This window comes from Paenibacillus sp. FW507-14B1B (genome assembly GCF_058781425.1).
This window is the reverse complement of the sequence record NZ_JBYSWS010000001.1, coordinates 242,112-260,452: the sequence shown is the minus strand read 5'-3', so window position 1 is coordinate 260,452 and position 18,341 is coordinate 242,112. Positions and strand designations below refer to the sequence as shown.

Below are 18,341 nucleotides of genomic sequence, written 5' to 3'. Positions count from 1 at the left end.
GTTCTCTCTTTATTTGAGCGACTCGCGCATGGTCTGATTGATATTATCAGCATCTTCAAGTGCTTGTTTCACCGTTTTGACGCCGGCTACAACCTCTTGAAGTGACTTTCCATAACCTTCTACCACAGGGTTACCTGAATCCCATGCTGCTGTCCATGGAGCATATACATTGCCCGCTTTAAAGGCTTCTTCACAATCAGCATAAATCTCACCTAAATCTACTTCTACACCTTTCAAGAAAGAGCTACCTGCATTGTCTTTAATAAGTGCTTGCTGTGCTTCTGGTGTTGCTGTTAAATCTAGAATTTGAAGTACCTCTTCTTTATGCTCTGTATTTGCATTTACTGCAAAAGCAGATCCAGGTCCTCCTACAAGCCAGCCGGGTCCTTCTTCAGAGCCAGGGATTGGGAACATACCTAGTTCGAAATCTGGACTTTTCTCCATAATCGTTCCGACAGCCCAAGGACCACTTTCCCACATTGCTGCTTTTCCTGTTGCAAATTCATCTAGTGCTTGGTCATAACTTAATCCGAGCATATCCGGTTTCAGAATACCTTCCGTGATTAACTGAGACCATTTCTCTACAGCAGGAAGCCATGCGTCTGCAAGTTTAGCTTCTCCCTTATTGAATTTCTTGTCAAAGTCTTTGTTATCTGGGTTAGAATAAAAATCATTGTTTACAAGGCCAATACTTTGTTTCATCATTGGTTCCCAAGATTGTGCGCCCATCGTCTGTGGTTTAATTCCTTTATCCGCTAACTGCTTATGGATTTGAATGAACTCATCAAAGGTTTTAGGTACTTCGATTCCATATTCTTGGAACATCTTTTTGTTATAGAAGATACCTTCATACCAACTTTGAAGCGGAGTAGCATACACTTTTCCATCTAGCGAGTAGGGTGCTAAACCAGCATCCGCATATTTCGATGTAAAGCCTTCGTTCGTCAGGTCCATAAGGAATCCTGCGTTAGCTAGCAACCTAGTCTCGCCACCTACTTCAATAATGTCAGGACCTTGACCAGCTTGAAGCTGAGAATTCAAGACGTTGTTGAAATTATCGAGTGCGACAAATTCAAATACAATCTTAATGTTAGGCAGCTTCTCATCTAGCATTTTTAAATAAGTCGCTCGGGAAGATTCCGCATTGTATCCCATGATCCGAATCTCAACCGGTTCCTTCACTTCCTTATCCTTTCCATCCCCGCTGGATGATTCGCCTTTTGGTGTGCCACTTCCACAACCAGCAATCAGAGCTGGAATCATGGTCAAGACAAGTAGCATAGATAACCATTTTTTCTTCATGTGTTGTATCCCCCTTTTATGTGCAAACCGTGTTTCTTGTTATATCATACCAGTGACACATTGATGTTCGAATAAACTGTATTCCGTTTGTATAGCATTAAATTAATGTGTTTTTGCAAATTATAAGTTGTTTTCGAGCGAGAAATGAAAGCGATTGCAGAATATTACGCCTCCTTTATCGTTTCTATCACTTTATTACGATCTGATTCAAATCACAGAAAAGGCTTACCCCGAGGTCAAAAGCTTAGATTACCGGAGGGTAAGCCTTCATAGGATTATATATTAAATGTTTCAGTAGCACTCCATTACGTTTCTGCAGCCCGGTATTCATTCGGTGTCTGCCCGGTGCTTTTCTTAAATAACTTCGAAAAATAACTAGGATTGTCATATCCGACCATATAGGCGATCTCATAACTTTTGTAATCGGTTGTTCGCAGCAACTCTTTGGATTTCGTTAACCGAATTTCAGTCAGATACGCCCACAGATTCCAGCCAGTCTCACGTTTGAATAAATAGCTGAAGTAATTTTTACTTACAGAAAGCTCTGAGCATATCTCCTCTAAAGAAAGATTACGATCAAAATTATCATTCAGATAATGAATACCTGCTTCCACCAAGTCACTATACTGTGGCCGGATTGTCTGCGAAGTCTCGCTCGAAAGAAGCTGTAATATTCGGTTCATGAACCGGCTCATTTCATCTGCTGTAGATATATCCGATATATCCTGATAGCTCATATTAAGGATGTACTGTTGCTGCTCTTTTAATCGATTTCCCTTAATAAGTCTCTCTCGTATCGCACAAAAAGCATTGTAGTAAAAATCAATAAATAAATGAAGAGAGGCAGGGTCCGATTTACAGGATAGTAACAAGACCTCTTCGATGATGCGTGCAGCTTCTCCCGCTTCGTTCTGATTCAGATATTCGCCCAACTGCTTCGTATAAGCTAAAAAATCTACCTGCTGAAATGTTGTTTCGACGATATTGTAGCCGTACCCGAGAACTTGCTCTTCTCCAATATATGCACTATATCGGTTTAGATCTTCTAAACGTTTATATACCTCAGGAAGTTCACTCAGCCGAAATCCATGAGAACTAAAGCACACTCGAATGTCCATACGAATATCCTCAGCGAAGAATGCTATCATCTTCGTAGCACATTCAGCGAGCCATTCATGGGAGTACTCACCGGTAAGAATTGCTGACCAAGCATAATCCTTGTAATCAAACACAATAGATGGACCGAAATTATCCATAACGTTGGACATCCGATCCATGATGAATCCCATCTGTGCGTCCAGCTGCAATCCGTTCTCGATGTAGTCGTTCATTGATTGGTCTGTAAGATTAAAGCTAAATAACGTGTACGATTTCATATCTAAATTGAGGCTACTCACGCTTTTTCCTGCGGCAAGCAGGTTGGCTCCGTTGGTCATAAATCGCTGTATGACTTGTCTGTCATGTTCCATACGATTCTTCACCGCGTTCTTCTCCGCTGTTTTCTTGTCACTGATCTTGGCAATGATCTTCTTTAAGGTCTGCTCTAACTCAAGTTCATCGATCGGCTTCAAAATGTAATTCGTACATCCGAGCTCAATTGCCTTTTTCACATAATCAAAATCCGCATAAGCACTGATTAGAACAAATTCTGCCTCGGGATTTGTAACTCTAGCTTTTTTAATAAATTCCAGTCCATTTAGATTAGGCATTTGAATATCCGTAATGATAATGTTCGGGTCATTCAAGTGACATAGATTGAGCGCTTCTAATCCATTCTGGGCTGTACCTACGATACGGATGCCAAGACTCTCCCAATCCAGAATATTCTCCATCATTTTAATCGATAAAATTTCATCATCTGCAATGATCGCTGATAGCATTTTAATCCTTCTTTCGCTTCGGTATTGTAATGACAATACTTGTATTCATGCCCTCTCTGGACAGCATTTTGACTCCAGCTTGCATACCAAAACAGCTTTTCAATCGTTGATTAAGATTAAGTAGGCCGATACTCTTGTTCTGTTTGTATGTATCCTGACTTGCTAAAACATTGTTGATTCGTTCTACTTCAGCTGAATCCACAACGGATCCATCATTAGTGACAGCTATATAAATCTCATTGCCTGCATCTTCTACCACGATCGATAGATTACCCTCCTGACGATCCTTAAAGCCATGCTCAATAGCATTCTCAACTAAAGGTTGAATCATCAGTTTTGGAACCGGATAATGGTCGAGATCATCATCACAACTCAAGCTGTAAATAATCATGCCATTAAATCGAATATTCTGAAGGGCTATATAATTTTCTGTATAACTCAATTCCTGTTTCAGTTCCACAAGATCATATGGATTGTATACGGAATACGATAATATTTTCCCGAGTAAAGTTGTTGCCTTTGAGATTGATTCGGTATCGCCGCTTATCGCCATGGATTTAATGGATTGTAGTACATTATTCAAAAAATGAGGATTGATCTGATGCTGAAGCACCTTGAGTTGCTCACTTGCCAGACGTTTCTGCTCCTCAACAATATCGTCAGTTAATTGATTAATGTTCTTAAGCATATGTTCAGCTGTTTCAGATATTAGGTTAATCTCCATACTCTTTGACTCTTTGAAGGAAATGTCCCTTCTTCCAGAAGCAATCTGATTGAAGCGCTGAAGCAGACGCTGCATAGGGTTTAGTATAGATTTTGATATAAGTCCAGACAACATAATGACCAATATGCAAGCGATTACAATCATAATGATAACAAAGGTCGTATTGGTAGATTTCATATCCTCTATTTCCGTAAGCGGCATAATACCTAGAATCGTCCAGCCTGACACTTGTGAAGTTTCGTTAACGACTAGATATGATACCGGATGTACATCACTCTTGGCAACTGTAAAAGACTTATCTCCATTAGCTAGCCCCTCACTGATTCTCTCTTTCTGCACGGTTGAAAGACTACTGTTGTTTGAAAAATAGACCGGATTTATTCCATCATAGATCGCGATTTGCATATCTCCTTGTCCACTTTTATCCGAAATAATAGGGTCAATATTAAAATCACTCATTAAAAAGGCACGACCCGCTGCATAATACTGATTCGCATTTATAATCGGTGTAATAACGGAAACGGTATTTCGATTGTTATGATCCAAGAGGTAATCTGCTGGGTGAAAATTCGTAAACCGTATATATTTCGTATCAATATAATTGGCGTCATTGAACCATTCTTGTTGATCAAAACGGTACCCACGAACAGGTGAACTTCCATAGTAGTATAAATACTCATAATCATTACCTATGATCAATGCGTTCGTTATATTGCCTAGTACATCAAGCTGCTTAATCTTGGATGAAACTTCTCGTTGATTATAGAGTTCAACAGCATAATCTACTTCCTGCACACTGTTGCGATAGGTTACTGCTTTTATGATGTCCTGGTCGTTAGCCACAATTTTGGACACCGTTATAAGCTGATCCAAGTAATTATCAATTAAGGAGATATTTGCTTTAACTACTTTGTTGATCGAATCATAACTCTGTTTCTGGTAACTCGATATATTATAGTTCAAAATTAAACTACCAAAAATCACAATCAAAACGATAAATACGGCAGAAAAGCTGATAATCATCTGCTGACGTAATGATACTTTCACTCTATGCCTCCCCCTCATATGCAACATAAGAAATAGAAGGCAGATTCCTGCCTCCTTATCCATTTTAAAAACAGGCTATTGAAAATTATAATGTCATCGCTTGACCATACCTAGCCAGATATTCTTCTTTTGATTTATAATCCTTCATTAGACTTCCAACAAGGCGCCAGAAAGAACGATCGTGATTCATATGTAATAGGTGACAGAGCTCATGAATGACCACGTAGTCAATGACTTCTAAAGGGGCCATGGCCAGACGATAGTTAAACGTAAGGTGCTTAGCTGAGTTACAACTTCCCCACTTCGTCCTAGACTCCTCAATTACGAAAGATTTAGGAGTAACTTTCAGTTGTTTTTGATAGATTTTGATGCGTTCCCCAATAATCTTCTTACAGCTTGCGAAGTAAAATTTCTTCAGATCTCGTTGAAGCTCTTCTATACTCCGATCGCTCGTTTCGATCAATTCATGAAGGGCATAGTACTTTCCTAAATGAAGGAATTTCCCTTCTGACTCGTATTCTTTTATTAGTGTAACTGTGCGAGCAGCTTCTAAAGCTTGTAATTGCTTCAAAATCTTATCTGCATGTTGTCTTACTGCATTCATTATCACTTCATCAGCTGTTCGAGTTGGCGCTTTCACCGTAACCCAGCCATTAGGATCGATATGAATGGATAATTTTTTTCGAGAGCCGTACTCTACATGAAATTGTATTTCTTGTTGTCCTATATTTATTTTCATGATCAACATCGTTTCTATAAGGATTTTCTTCTATTGTAGCAGAATTAAGAGAATTGTCCTTATTAGATGTTACCAATGGTTAAACAGATTTGTTTTTCTTCTTTTGGTGTCGATCTTTCAGAAGTTTTACAACCAGCAGAAATAACGGAAGAATTATGCCTACACAAGTGATTGATGCAATCCAATCCGAAGAGTTGAATTTAGCTTCATAAATTGAATTAGGGAATATATCGACCGATATAATCAATAAAATAAACCCCAAGGGCAGAAGCACAGCACGATCACTCTTCAATTTAGCGATATGGACAAAACCGGAGACAGAGGCGAAAAAATAGAGAGACAGTTTTACAAACGTCGTGATAAGCCACATTATAGCTACGATGGCCTCGACCCTTTCTAGAAATTTTCCAACGCTAATCTTTTGTGCAAGATAGTACACCGGAAATTGTTGTATAGAAGTTATGTTATATCCTAGGACCAATATCGTTAACGCTACGACAACGAATGTAATTCCTCCACCCATGAGCACAGCTCGATAGAAACCTTTGCGCCCTGACTTTGGCTTCTTCAGATATCTCGGGATAACAACTAAAAAAACTACCAGTGGTGTATATGTAATACTAATGACCAGTAAAATAGAGTAGATTAAATGATTGGTTTCAAAGTTAAAGAAGGGTTGGGCTTTCTGAAAATCAATCTGAGGCGACAGAAATACAACCATTAGGACGAAGAACAGTACAAACATGGGGAAGAGCAATTCCACCATGCGAGCAAATATATTCAGACCGCTTCGTATGGCAGTGACGACAAGTATTGCAAACAATAAATTGATAAATAAAATGGGGGTTTCCGGCATAATAACTGTCGTAATAAATCTTCCTACATCGTATAGTACCATGGCTGAAGCAAGAAAGAAGAATCCACTCACAAGAAAGGTAACTACTCCTCCGATCCACTTTCCTAATACCGATTCACATAATTCGAATAGCGTTACTCCAGGAGCTGCCTTGTTAATTCGATTATATAAAAACACAATGAGTAGCCCGGGTACCAATGCAATCAATGGAGCAAGCCAAGCATTTTCTTTCAACTCTGTGGCTAGTGCTGCAGGCATAATTAGAATCGTTGTACCTACGGTATATAAAACAACCAGAATTTGAAACTGGCGGAAACTGAGTGGTGATGGTTGTTGCATACAAAGACTCCTTTCTTTGAATTTCTTATTACTGAAGCATTCGTATCAGATCACTGATGGGTTTAAACAACCCGCTAATCATGTACAGTGGGGTTGTATGATACACCTTGAAAATTTTGGCCAATCCTAAGACTATAGCTAACGTCAGTAAGCTTAAAAATATGACGATATCCTTCTTTTTTCTTGTGTTTCGAAGACCAGGCATTTCAATCCAATATAAGAATCCTGCAGCCACAATAAATCCAATCACTTTAATTGTCATGATACGCCTCACTCTTTTATCTTCTCTAAGAAGGAGCCATCTGTCTTACCTGTATTACTTAATTTAACAGAAGCTTTAACCGTAATTGGAATTGAACTCAGTCTTTCTCCCCAGCCCTCTTTATATCTCTTCCAAGTGCTAGGACTGGCGCGATTAATATCCATACCCAAGCCGATAAAATCAGACTTAAGTGCGTTCACTTTGGCAAGTGCTTTATTCACCTTTTCTTCGATTGCCTTTTCGGTGAGATCCTCTAGTTGTGTAATTGTATCTGCCTCCGTAAGATCAATACGCCGACACAATACTTCTCCAACATTTCCTTCTGCCTCCACTTTGATGTGGATTTGAAGGGATTCATCTTTGTGTTCTACTTGAACCTTACTTTTAGTTCGAACAAGCTCTATGGACAGTTCCCCTTCCTCTTCTGGACATGAGATCGCTTTTACTGTCCCCTTTGATTTACCAGTAATATAGTTATATCCTTTGCTCTCATCTTCATCGAGCCATCCAACTAATTTATCCCCGCGGAAGACGGCAATCCCCTTGTACTCTAGCTGAGCATAAGGCTCAGTCACCTCTAAATTTTCCTTTTTATTTGCTTTCTCTTTGTCTCCAATATATTGAATACCTGTGATGGCTGGAGATTTCCCCTCTGTCACAAGATCGGATACCAGATCATCTATTTTATACGTTTCAGTGGCAGCGAAGAAACGACTGGACATTTCAAGGGAAGTAAATAATTTGTGAGCTGGAATATTCTCAATCGTCGTTAGCCCCTCTAATATTTCCTTGGCCGTGCTATGCCTAGCGATCGCAATAAAATAATCAGCTCTTAACTCATGATCACGATATAAAAATTCCGTCACATTAGCGATACCCTCTGTTTTTGCTGTTTCTTCTCCGACAATAAACATCCTTAAATGTGAGAAATAAATTTTGCGCGCTGCCACCGTCGTCATCTTCCTTAGAGCTGCGAAAATAGTCTCTCCCGTCTCTGAATAGATCGTTACAGGTGCATGACCACTTCCTTTTTTCGCAGTAATTTCACCTGGATCTACGACTTGTACCGTAACCAAATACCCTTCATCTACTTTATCTACCCCCATTCCCGAGGCAATCAGTAAATCATTGACTTCTCTTCGATTCCAACAACCTGTTAAAAGAAGCAGTACACAAATGGATATGAAGATACTTCGGATTCGTTTAGACATCTCCTTATCTCCTATTAAATTTCTTACCGATGGATTGCGACTGCATCCGAAGACCTACTTTAGGCAGCCTAAATAAACTATCCTTTTGATCTTCTAGATTAAAAGGCGCAAACGGAGCCATGTATGGCATACCAAACGACTTGAGACCACACAAATGGATGAGCATTAAACCAATTCCAATAAAAATCCCATATAAACCGACAGCTGCCGCTAACGCCATTAGCGGAAACCTTAAAATCCTTACAGCAATCCCAAAATTATAAGAAGGCATTGCGAAAGAAGAAATAGCCGTAATTGCAACAACGATAACCATTTCAGGGGATATTAATCCCGCTTCTACAGCTGCTTGTCCGATGACAAGTGCCCCTACAATCGATACGGTCTGTCCGATGGCTCTAGGCATCCTTACACCTGCTTCTCTTAAGATTTCAAATATCGTTTCCATAAGCAGCGCTTCAATAAATGCTGGAAATGGTACTCCTTCTCTACCTGCAGCAATGCTGATAATTAGAGGTGAAGGAAGCATCTCCTGATGAAAAGTAGTTATTGCAATATAGAGGGATGGCCCAAGCAAGGCTATACAGAAGCACAACGCGCGAAGCAATCGAAGTAAACCAAAGTCAGCACGTTGATAATAGTCTTCGGCTGCTTGAAAATATTGTATAAACAGAGCTGGAACTAACAGAACAAACGGAGTTCCATCCACTAGGATAGCTACCCGTCCTTCCATCAGTCCTGCAGCGATAACATCTGGGCGCTCCGTATTGTATATCGTCGGAAAAGGCGTTAGGGTTCGGTCTTCTATCAATTCCTCGATATTACCGCTCTCCAAGATCCCGTTAATATGGATATCGTCCAATCTTCGAGTGACTTCTTCCACCACTTTGTCCTCTGCGATCCCTTTGATATACATAATGGATACACTTGTTTGAGATATCGTTCCAATATTTTTAGTTTGTAACCATAAGTTTGGATTTTTGATTTTTCGTCTAAGTAAAGCTGTATTTGTTCTTAGGCTTTCAGTAAAGGCGTCTCTCGGCCCTCGAACAACGGTCTGATCTTCCGGTGCTTCTACACCACGTCCTTCAAATCCTAATGTCCCAGCTGAAATTCCAAGGTTATATTGATCGATAAGAATGACTGTATTTCCATTTAATAAAGAAGATAATAAATCATTGAATGTCGTCAATTCTTTAATTTCTGCTATCGAAACCGCATGATTTTTCATTTTCATATAGAGATCTTGAGCATCTGAGACATCTTGATTCTCACCCATAACGTCCTTACTGGTAAGTGTGCGAATAATAAACTCTTGTATCATCGTTGTGTCTGCTAATCCATCAATAAATAAAATGGCTGCTTGGTGTTCTGAGCCTTGGATTCCCACATTGAATATTCTTGTAATAAGATCTGTGCTATTTCCTAAAGACTCCTTAACAAATTGTAAGTTTACTTCAAGATTTTCAGAGAATTGTTCACTTTGCTTCATGTTGCTGCAATAGTCAGAGTAGTTGGAAGGTTTTGCTTTTGTTTTGTTCTTCCTATTTTTTGTGAATAATCTCAATGAAAATCCCTCCTGTTTACCTTTCAGTATTTCCTTCAGTCATGAAACTATGCGAAATTATTCCATTGTTCAATTAGAACTTGATAAAAAAAAGAGCCGCAAGCATGCGGCTCTTAAATAACAATTAGATGAAACTTCGATTAAAATGTAATCCTTACATTAACTCCTTGTATCTTCCGTATATAAAGTTTCTTCTGCTACTTGCGCGAGTTCTTCCGCTTTAAGACTGATTTCCTCTATTGTCGACGAGAATTCCTGAATCGCTCTTGATTGATTACCAGTTAATGTATGGATATCGGAAAAAGCATTATTCAGGCGGAGTAACAGCTCCTGAATATTTTTAGTGATACCATTAATTTGATCGACATTATCTTTAGAACTCGTCGCAAGCTTCCTAATCTCATCCGCTACGACAGAAAACCCTCTTCCAACTTCCCCCGCTCTAGCTGCTTCAATAGCAGCGTTAAGACCTAGCATATTACTCTGATCAGATATCTCTTTAACGACAGTAGAGATCTTGCCGATCTGTTGCGCACTGGTGCTTACATCGTTCATTTGATTGGTTACATCCGTAACACAGTTTGTCAGATGAGATACAGACTGACTAATCTCCTCAATGGAAGCCGTTGTTTGTTCAACAATTGCAGAAAAGCTCTCAGCCATTTCAAATAGCTTGTTTGCTTTCTCAAGGCTCGTCCCCATACCTACGCCGCCAATCACATTGCCTTGCTCATCGTGCAAAGGAATAGCTCGCGCTGCCAGCGGAAATCCGAACAATTCTTTCGGAACCACCGCAGTCAGCGAAGTATTGTTTCGAATAGCATTCGTAACAATATCACCCTCCACTAAAGGGTCTCCTGGTGTCACATTCAGTGAGAATGTTTTGCCTGGTATATTGATGATTAATTTCTCCGTGTCATAGATGCCAATTGTAATATCATCATTCGTGAGGTTATTAAGCAGTGGTGCTATTTGTACAAATGCTTTAATAAGGTCATGCTGTGTTTGTTCTTCGGTCATATCAATCACTGCTTCCTCTCCATTCTATTAGTACGGAAGTTGTCTCTGTCCGTAGTTTACTGAAATCCATTTCATCGTAGTGAATTCATCAAGACTCCAAGATCCATTCAACCGGCCTAGACCTGACTGCTTCTCTCCACCGAAAGCAACAATCGGTTCGTCATTAATAGTTACATCATTCACATGGATCATACCTGTCTGAACTTTTTTGGCCATCTCTACACCACGCTCAACATTAGATGTATGGATCGCTCCACTTAGACCGAAGCGCGTATCATTCGCGATATCGATAGCTTCTTCCTCTGTTTCGAATGGGATAATGCATACAACCGGACCGAATAATTCTTCCTGTGCCACAGTCATTTCGGGCTTAACATTCACGAGAACGGTTGGTTCGACCAATCTGCCACTGATTTTACCTTTAACTAGAGGAACAGCTCCTTCCTCAATTCCTTGGGCGATCAGTTTCTCCAAGGTATCTGCTTGACGGTGGTTAATAACGGGTCCAATAATCGTTTGCGGATCACTTGGATCACCCGTAGTAAGTGTCAACACCTTCTCCTTAAATCTATCTACAAAATCCTCGTAAATCGTCTTCTGAACGAGAATCCGATTAGCAGACATGCAAATTTGCCCCTGATGTGTAAATCTACTAAATGTTGCTGCTTGAACGGCGTAATCAAGATCGGCATCATCCATAATAATAAAAGCACTGTTTCCACCTAGTTCAAGTAGTGGCTTCTTAAAGTTTTTGACCGCCAGTTGACCAATATAACTTCCCACCTTTGTTGAACCTGTGAAGGAAATAATTCTCGGGATCGGATGCTCGACGAACGCATCACCTATCTCCTTAATATCAGTTACCACAATATTCAATAGACCTTTTGGAATCCCCGCTTCTTCAAAAATTTTACCAATCAATGTTCCGCCTGTGATCGGTGAATCCTCATGCGGCTTTAACACGACCCCATTACCAGCACCTAGAGCAGGAGCTACGGATTTCATAGACAGGAAGAAAGGGAAGTTAAATGGACTGATGACCCCAACAACACCTGCAGGGAATCGATATAAGCGGTTCTCTTTACCATTCTCCGTGGACGGCAATATTTTACCTTCCATTCGGAGTGGGAACGTGGCTGCTTCTTTAATCATATTCTTAACAAGGCCTATTTCAAAAGCTGCCTTAAGATAAGTACCACCTAGCTCCTGAACAATAATAGATGAAATTTCTGACTCATGAGCTTCAATATATTTCACAGCGTTCTCAAGGATATCCCTCTTCTGATAAGGATTAACCCGGTCCCACGCAAGCTTTGCTTGTTGAGCAGCCTTATAGGCATCATCGATGTCCTCGACATTTGCAATTTGAAATTCTGTAATGACTTCATCATTATAAGGATTGATATCAACCATTCTGGTGGCGCTTCTCCCATCTCTCCATTCTCCACCAATAAATTGCTGACCAAGTTTTGAGTAATCCATTATATAACCCTCCTATGTAAGTAAAAACTTATGTTCATTCCTACTATTATTTATCGACTATCTACCAAATTTTATGAAGTGAATTCCTAAAACAGTATGTAATATAAAAGACAATTGACAAAAAACCGCCATAAAGGCGGTCTTCTATTATGAGTATTTTACCAACGTTCATTTTCCCATTGTTGCTGGCTATCCCTGCGAAATCGCTGCACCCATTCTTCGGCTACATCATCTGCCAGTTTATCTAAAGCCGGTGGGGCAACGCTGACACAATCGGATGGAATATTGAGAAATTGGAGCGCTTTCATGACCGTACTCTCGTAATCCTGAATGAAATCCTCGTATACGATTGTCAGCGGAATAATACCCGACTCCGTTAAAAAATCCTCGATTGCTGCTTCGCGCATCATGCTCTCGTTGGCCAAATGACGGATCGCTTCGTAATTGTACTGACCAGATATGTCATGTTCCTTAGGTATATCTCCACACTCTCGATGCCATTCACCGGAGACAATTGCACGCCACCATGAAACGGCTAATCTGACTTTGTTACGGCGTGTCATATAAATATGCTTACAATTCGGAAATGCTGTACTCCACACTTCTGCACGTGATGTATGTGCTGGAAGTTCGAACATCGTGCGAAAGGTATCGATCCATTTCTGCTCAAAGCTCATCTTTAAACCGAATACACCATTCAATGTGGTTCCACTTTCCCATATTTGTCTAAGATCATCGATTTTTAAAGTATCGGGGCTTTTATGCTCAAAATGTAGCCATTCACTGGGGTTTCCTGCCACTCCTGTTGAGGCTAGTGCCTTATTCAAAAGTGTACTTCCAGTCCGCTGTGAGAACCAGATCGTATAGCTTAATTTTGGTTGTGTAATATTATTCCTCCTTTCTCAGACATTATGAATGGCGAACTTATTAATAATGAATGCAGTAAGTTCAGTTGCACATACATTGATAGATTTATGTTCCGTGTCTATGGTCAATTCAGACCGCGTGGGCACTTCATAAATAGCGTCAATACCTGTGAAATGTCGTATTTCACCCCGTCTTGCTTTATGATAAAGTCCTTTGGGATCACGTCTTTCACATGCTGTTAATGAGCATTTCACATAGATTTCCACATAATCTTTTGGTTGATATCGAAGTCTAATCTTCTCTCTTACTTCTCTTGAAGGTGAAATCAAGGGAAGAAGAACGATAAAACCAACACGCAAGAACATTTCAGCCACTTCGGCAGCTCGGCGTAGATTTTCTTCTCGATCTGCCTCCGAAAAGCCAAGGTCTCGATTTAATCCAGCTCTTAAGTGATCTCCATCGATAACAACACATTTAAATCCTTGGTCGATTAAGTTCTTCTCAACATTTTGACTAAGTGTTGTTTTACCAGAACCAGACAAGCCGGTGAACCACACGATCCCTCCTCTATGTCCGTTCAGGTGTTCATGCACTGATCTCTCTATTTCAATTCCCCCCTAGATTAGAAGACATCTCACTCACATCTGATCAAATAAATTCTAATATCATTCATCGCTCTAATATATGTAATGAACTTTTAGGAATCATTCTTCACATAAAAAAGGGCCACATTTGGATTCATATCCAATGTGACCTTCACAACATTATTATGATTTAGAATATACAATTTTCTTAATGCTATCATTAGAAAGAAAAAATCTTTCCGTGAGCTGATCTATCGTAATACCTTGTGCAAATTGTTGACGAATTTCTTGATTTCGTTGATTTATGTGTATTCTGCTGCCTGAATTTACGCCCCATCCCTTACGCTCTCCATCAGGTTTAGGAATATATATGGTGACTCCCTGAATATATTTCTGAACTTCCCTTAGCAGTTCCTCTGGTAGTATATCAGCCTTTACATATTTCATGATTACTCTACCCCTTAAATAATGAATTCTAAGGTAGCAAAGTCTTCATATAAACTGATCTTCCCATTGAAGGACTCCGGCGGCTTAATATATAGCTTTATGCAAACAACCGCCGTTGTTTATAATACAGACTCTGCATAAAGCTTATACTCTTTCTCGTCCAACATGCCTATTCTCCTCCTTCACCTAAAGTAGTGATTCAAGTATAGCACGATGTCTGTTCCATAAAAATCCTTTTAAAACAATGACTACAACAATTACTTATTCAATAACTTCTCTAAGATAGGCTCTGTTATCTCATTATTTCTTTGACAACTCCTTCAATCTTGGATTAACTTGGTATTTAGCTAAAATTAATTATCAAAGAAGGTGTTATGGACTCTTGCTTAAGCTATTTTCTTATTTACGCCCCCACTGGGCTGCTGCTCTACTTGCCCCGCTCTTAATGCTACTGGAAGTCGCCATGGATTTATTACAACCCATATTGATGGCAAGCATTATAGATAAAGGTGTTATGCAAAATGATCTTTCACATATTCAAACTATAGGCCTTATGATGGTCTGTGCAGCAATGATTGGGCTCATCGGCGGTGTCGGATGTACGGTATTTTCCTCTATCGCTTCACAACGCTTTGGTGCTGATCTCAGGCATGATCTGTTCCGTAAAGTCCAGACATTATCATTTCGCAATCTGGACGAATTGTCGACGGGCTCACTAATTACTAGACTCACTAATGATATTGTACAGATTCAAACAATGATCCAGATGCTCTTACGTGTTTTTGTACGTTCACCGTTCCTAGCCATCGGAAGTATTATCATGGCAATTATTATTAGTCCAAAGCTGGCCATTATCCTAGCCTTGGCAGTTCCTTTATTGTTTATTGTCATGTTCTTACTCATCCGAGCTACACTACCGTTATTTTCAGTCATTCAGCAAAAGTTAGATAAAGTAAACTCCGTACTTAAAGAGAACTTAGCGGGCATTCGTGTTTCCAAAGCTTTTGTGAGAAGAGATTACGAGAATAGACGTTTTAACAACGCTAATGAAGACTTCACTCAAGTGTCTGTTAAAACCCAACGGATCGTGGCCATCAATATGCCGATTCTAACGATGATTTTAAATATAAGTATTGTTGCTGTACTCTGGTTTGGAGGTAAGGATGCTATAGACGGTTCTTTCGAAGTAGGAAATCTGATAGCATTTATTAACTATGTAACTCAGGTTCTCTTCTCCGTATCTTCCGTTGCAATGATGCTAGTTCGGATTTCAACAGCTAAAGTTTCAGCGGACCGGATCCAAGAGGTGTTATCGACAGAGTCCGAGATCAAGACACCTATCTATCCTGAGAAGGATACTTATCATCATGGTGAGGTCACATTCGATCAAGTTACATTTTCCTATCAGCCGGGTGTCCTTGAGCCCGTTCTCCGCAATCTTAATTTTACAGCTCGGCCAGGTCAGACGATAGCTATTATGGGTGCAACTGGAGCAGGGAAATCATCACTCGTTTCTCTGATCCCTCGTCTATACGACGTGAGTGAAGGTCACATCCTGATCGACGGTACGGATGTTCGCAGCTATGATCTGTCCGCACTCCGAGGTTTGATAGGAATTGTACTTCAAGAATCCATCCTCTTCTCCGGCACGATTGCGGAAAATATCCGCTACGGTAAACCCGAAGCGTCCGATGAAGAAGTGATTGAAGCCGCTAAAGCCGCGCAGGCCCATGATTTTATCACCGAGATGTCGGATGGCTATGAAACAAAGCTGGGACAGCGTGGTATCAATCTTTCTGGTGGTCAGAAGCAGCGGATCGCGATTGCTCGGGCATTGCTACTGCGTCCCTCCATTCTGATTCTTGATGACAGCACAAGCGCTATCGATATGGGAACGGAATTTAAGTTGCAGAAAGAATTGGCTCAGCTTATGCATGGACGGACCTGCTTTTTGATCGCTCAACGAATATCTTCCGTTATCGATGCGGACAAAATCTTGATTCTAGATGAGGGCTATATCGTGGCAGAAGGAACTCACCAAGAGCTACTTGATTCTTGTGAAATCTATCAGGATATATATGAGTCCCAGTTCAGCAAGGAGGTGCCTTCTTATGGCTAAACCGGAAGAACAGCGACAATCAACAAACAGTGAGACACCGGATCTTAGCTTGAGAGGCGGCGGCCCGATGCGAGGGGTGACTGTAGGCAAAGCTAAGCCGAAAAACACGTTGCAAACATTGAAGCGGATTTGGGGATACATTCGTCCTCACCGTAAAGGTATGATCGCAGTATTTCTGTTTACCTTGATTACTACAATCCTATCCCTTACCGCCCCTTATCTTCTTGGAAAAGCGGTAGACGATTATATTATTCCTGGTAATTATAAGGGATTAATTGGCTTGTGTGCTTTTCTCCTTGCCGTTTATACAGGTACTGCTCTTACAGCCTGGCTTCAGCAGCATATGATGGTGAAAGTGTCACAAATGTCCGTTCAGCAAATGAGGCGAGATATTTTTACTAGACTGCAGCTGCTTCCCCTACGTTTCTTCGATACGAAGACTCATGGCGAGCTTATGAGCCGCACAACCAATGACATTGAGAATGTTTCAGGTACGCTTAATTCAAGTGTAACCCAGCTTATCTCCAGTGTGCTATCACTTATCGGGGCTATATCCATCATGCTGTATCTAAACATATGGCTAACAATATTAAGTATGGTGACCATTCCTTTTGTCATGCTGTTTACTAAGACTGTTTCAAGTCGTACACGAAAGCACTTTTCTAAACAGCAATCACACCTTGGAGAGCTTAATGGTTTTATTGAGGAGACGGTTTCTGGACAAAAGGTAGTTCAGATATATCGTAGGGAAAAATATGCTGCTGAGCAGTTTGATGAGATGAATACAAAGCTTACGAATGCCAGTATTGGGGCTCAGATCTATTCGGGGACGGTTGGTCCTGTAATGAACGTATTGAATAACTTAAGCTTCGCTCTCATCGCTGCCGTGGGCGGATATATGTCATTCAAAGGCTTTACAAGTGTTGGTGTGGTTGTGGCATTTCTGAACTACTCTAAGCAATTCCAGCGTCCGCTAAACGATTTAGCGAATCAGTTCAACTTGGTTCAATCCGCAGTTGCAGGAGCTGAACGGGTATTTGAAGTGATCGATACAGAGACGGAATATTCGGCTAACGGTGAAACGTTAAAATCCGGTGAAATCCGTGGTAACGTACAGTTCAACCGAGTGTCCTTCAGTTACAAGGAAGGAGTACCTATTCTAAATGAAATCTCGCTTACCGCAAGTCCGGGACAGACCATTGCGCTTGTCGGCCCAACAGGTGCAGGAAAAACAACCATCATTAATCTGCTTACACGTTTCTATGAGATCGAATCAGGTACAGTTACAATCGATGGTATCGATATAAGGCACATGAATAAAGACCACCTTCGCAGCAAGCTCGGAATCGTTCTTCAGGATGCTTATGTGTTCTCGGACACCATTCGAGAAAATATAAAATATGGACGCCTTGATGCTACGAATGAGGAGATTGAAACAGCAGCAAGACTAGCCAATGCACATGATTTCATCATGAAGTTACCTCAGGGCTATGATACACTCATTACCTCTGGCGGTGGTAACTTGAGTCAAGGGCAAAGACAATTAATTACCATTGCACGAGCTGTACTTGCGGATCCCGCTATTCTCATCCTCGACGAAGCAACAAGTAGTATTGATACACGAACAGAGATGCATATTCAAGCAGCAATGAAGACACTTATGGAGGGCCGTACTAGCTTTGTCATCGCTCACCGTCTCAGCACAATTAGAGAAGCTGATCAAATCTTAGTTATCAATGGAGGCGGTATTTCCGAACGCGGTACGCATGAGGAACTTCTCGCTAAGAAGAGTTTTTACCATAATCTGTATAACAGCCAGTTTAAGATATCTGGTTAGTTAGTAGATGTAGGTAACGTGATATAGATAGACAAAAAGACCCCGTGCTTAACGGGGTCTT

At 40.5% G+C, this 18,341-nt stretch carries 15 protein-coding genes; 2 read left to right on the top strand and 13 right to left on the bottom strand.

Annotation, left to right across the window (positions count from 1 at the left end):
* Positions 1–9: 9 nt before the first annotated feature.
* From AC3WJJ_RS01100 to AC3WJJ_RS01040, 13 genes are all read right to left on the bottom strand, one after another.
* Positions 10–1,302, bottom strand: coding sequence for an ABC transporter substrate-binding protein (locus AC3WJJ_RS01100; protein WP_492537237.1), 1,293 nt, complete (start codon positions 1,300–1,302; stop codon positions 10–12).
* A gap of 305 nt (positions 1,303–1,607) precedes the next feature.
* Positions 1,608–3,182 carry a response regulator transcription factor gene (locus tag AC3WJJ_RS01095; protein ID WP_492537235.1) on the bottom strand — a complete coding sequence of 525 codons (1,575 nt, stop codon included), beginning with the start codon at positions 3,180–3,182 and terminating at the stop codon, positions 1,608–1,610.
* A gap of 1 nt (position 3,183) precedes the next feature.
* Positions 3,184–4,953: a sensor histidine kinase gene (locus tag AC3WJJ_RS01090; RefSeq protein WP_492537233.1), complete on the bottom strand. Its 1,770-nt coding sequence runs from the start codon at positions 4,951–4,953 to the stop codon at positions 3,184–3,186.
* A gap of 85 nt (positions 4,954–5,038) precedes the next feature.
* Positions 5,039–5,692 (bottom strand): M48 family metallopeptidase, encoded by a 654-nt coding sequence (locus AC3WJJ_RS01085; RefSeq protein ID WP_492537231.1) that lies wholly within the window; start codon positions 5,690–5,692, stop codon positions 5,039–5,041.
* Between the two features lie 79 nt (positions 5,693–5,771).
* Positions 5,772–6,887, bottom strand: coding sequence for a GerAB/ArcD/ProY family transporter (locus AC3WJJ_RS01080; RefSeq protein ID WP_492537228.1), 1,116 nt, complete (start codon positions 6,885–6,887; stop codon positions 5,772–5,774).
* A 28-nt stretch (positions 6,888–6,915) separates the two neighbouring features.
* Positions 6,916–7,149 carry a hypothetical protein gene (locus tag AC3WJJ_RS01075; RefSeq protein WP_492537226.1) on the bottom strand — a complete coding sequence of 78 codons (234 nt, stop codon included), beginning with the start codon at positions 7,147–7,149 and terminating at the stop codon, positions 6,916–6,918.
* Between the two features lie 8 nt (positions 7,150–7,157).
* Positions 7,158–8,360 (bottom strand): Ger(x)C family spore germination protein, encoded by a 1,203-nt coding sequence (locus AC3WJJ_RS01070; RefSeq protein WP_492537225.1) that lies wholly within the window; start codon positions 8,358–8,360, stop codon positions 7,158–7,160.
* 4 nt (positions 8,361–8,364) lie between these two features.
* A complete protein-coding gene (locus tag AC3WJJ_RS01065; protein WP_492537223.1) occupies positions 8,365–9,924 on the bottom strand; it encodes a spore germination protein in 1,560 nt (519 codons plus the stop codon).
* Positions 9,925–10,083: 159 nt separating this feature from the next.
* Positions 10,084–10,944, bottom strand: a complete 861-nt coding sequence (locus AC3WJJ_RS01060; RefSeq protein WP_492537221.1) for a methyl-accepting chemotaxis protein — start codon at positions 10,942–10,944, stop codon at positions 10,084–10,086.
* A gap of 27 nt (positions 10,945–10,971) precedes the next feature.
* Positions 10,972–12,429, bottom strand: coding sequence for a benzaldehyde dehydrogenase (gene yfmT / locus AC3WJJ_RS01055; protein WP_492539531.1), 1,458 nt, complete (start codon positions 12,427–12,429; stop codon positions 10,972–10,974).
* Positions 12,430–12,584: 155 nt separating this feature from the next.
* Complete coding sequence (locus AC3WJJ_RS01050; protein WP_492539529.1) at positions 12,585–13,286, bottom strand: Stf0 family sulfotransferase; 702 nt, start codon at positions 13,284–13,286, stop codon at positions 12,585–12,587.
* A gap of 42 nt (positions 13,287–13,328) precedes the next feature.
* The gene (gene cysC, locus AC3WJJ_RS01045; RefSeq protein WP_492539527.1) at positions 13,329–13,898 is read right to left on the bottom strand and encodes an adenylyl-sulfate kinase; all 570 of its coding nucleotides are present in this window, start codon (positions 13,896–13,898) and stop codon (positions 13,329–13,331) included.
* Positions 13,899–14,060: 162 nt separating this feature from the next.
* Positions 14,061–14,324, bottom strand: coding sequence for a CD3324 family protein (locus AC3WJJ_RS01040; protein WP_492537219.1), 264 nt, complete (start codon positions 14,322–14,324; stop codon positions 14,061–14,063).
* Between the two features lie 382 nt (positions 14,325–14,706).
* Here AC3WJJ_RS01040 and AC3WJJ_RS01035 point away from each other — a divergent pair, with 382 nt between their 5' ends.
* Both AC3WJJ_RS01035 and AC3WJJ_RS01030 read left to right on the top strand, forming a co-directional pair.
* On the top strand, positions 14,707–16,443 hold the full coding sequence (locus AC3WJJ_RS01035; RefSeq protein WP_492537217.1) for an ABC transporter ATP-binding protein: 1,737 nt from the start codon (positions 14,707–14,709) through the stop codon (positions 16,441–16,443).
* Complete coding sequence (locus AC3WJJ_RS01030; protein ID WP_492537215.1) at positions 16,436–18,280, top strand: ABC transporter ATP-binding protein; 1,845 nt, start codon at positions 16,436–16,438, stop codon at positions 18,278–18,280. The genes AC3WJJ_RS01035 and AC3WJJ_RS01030 overlap by 8 nt, the downstream gene beginning before the upstream one ends.
* The last annotated feature ends 61 nt before the right edge of the window (positions 18,281–18,341 follow it).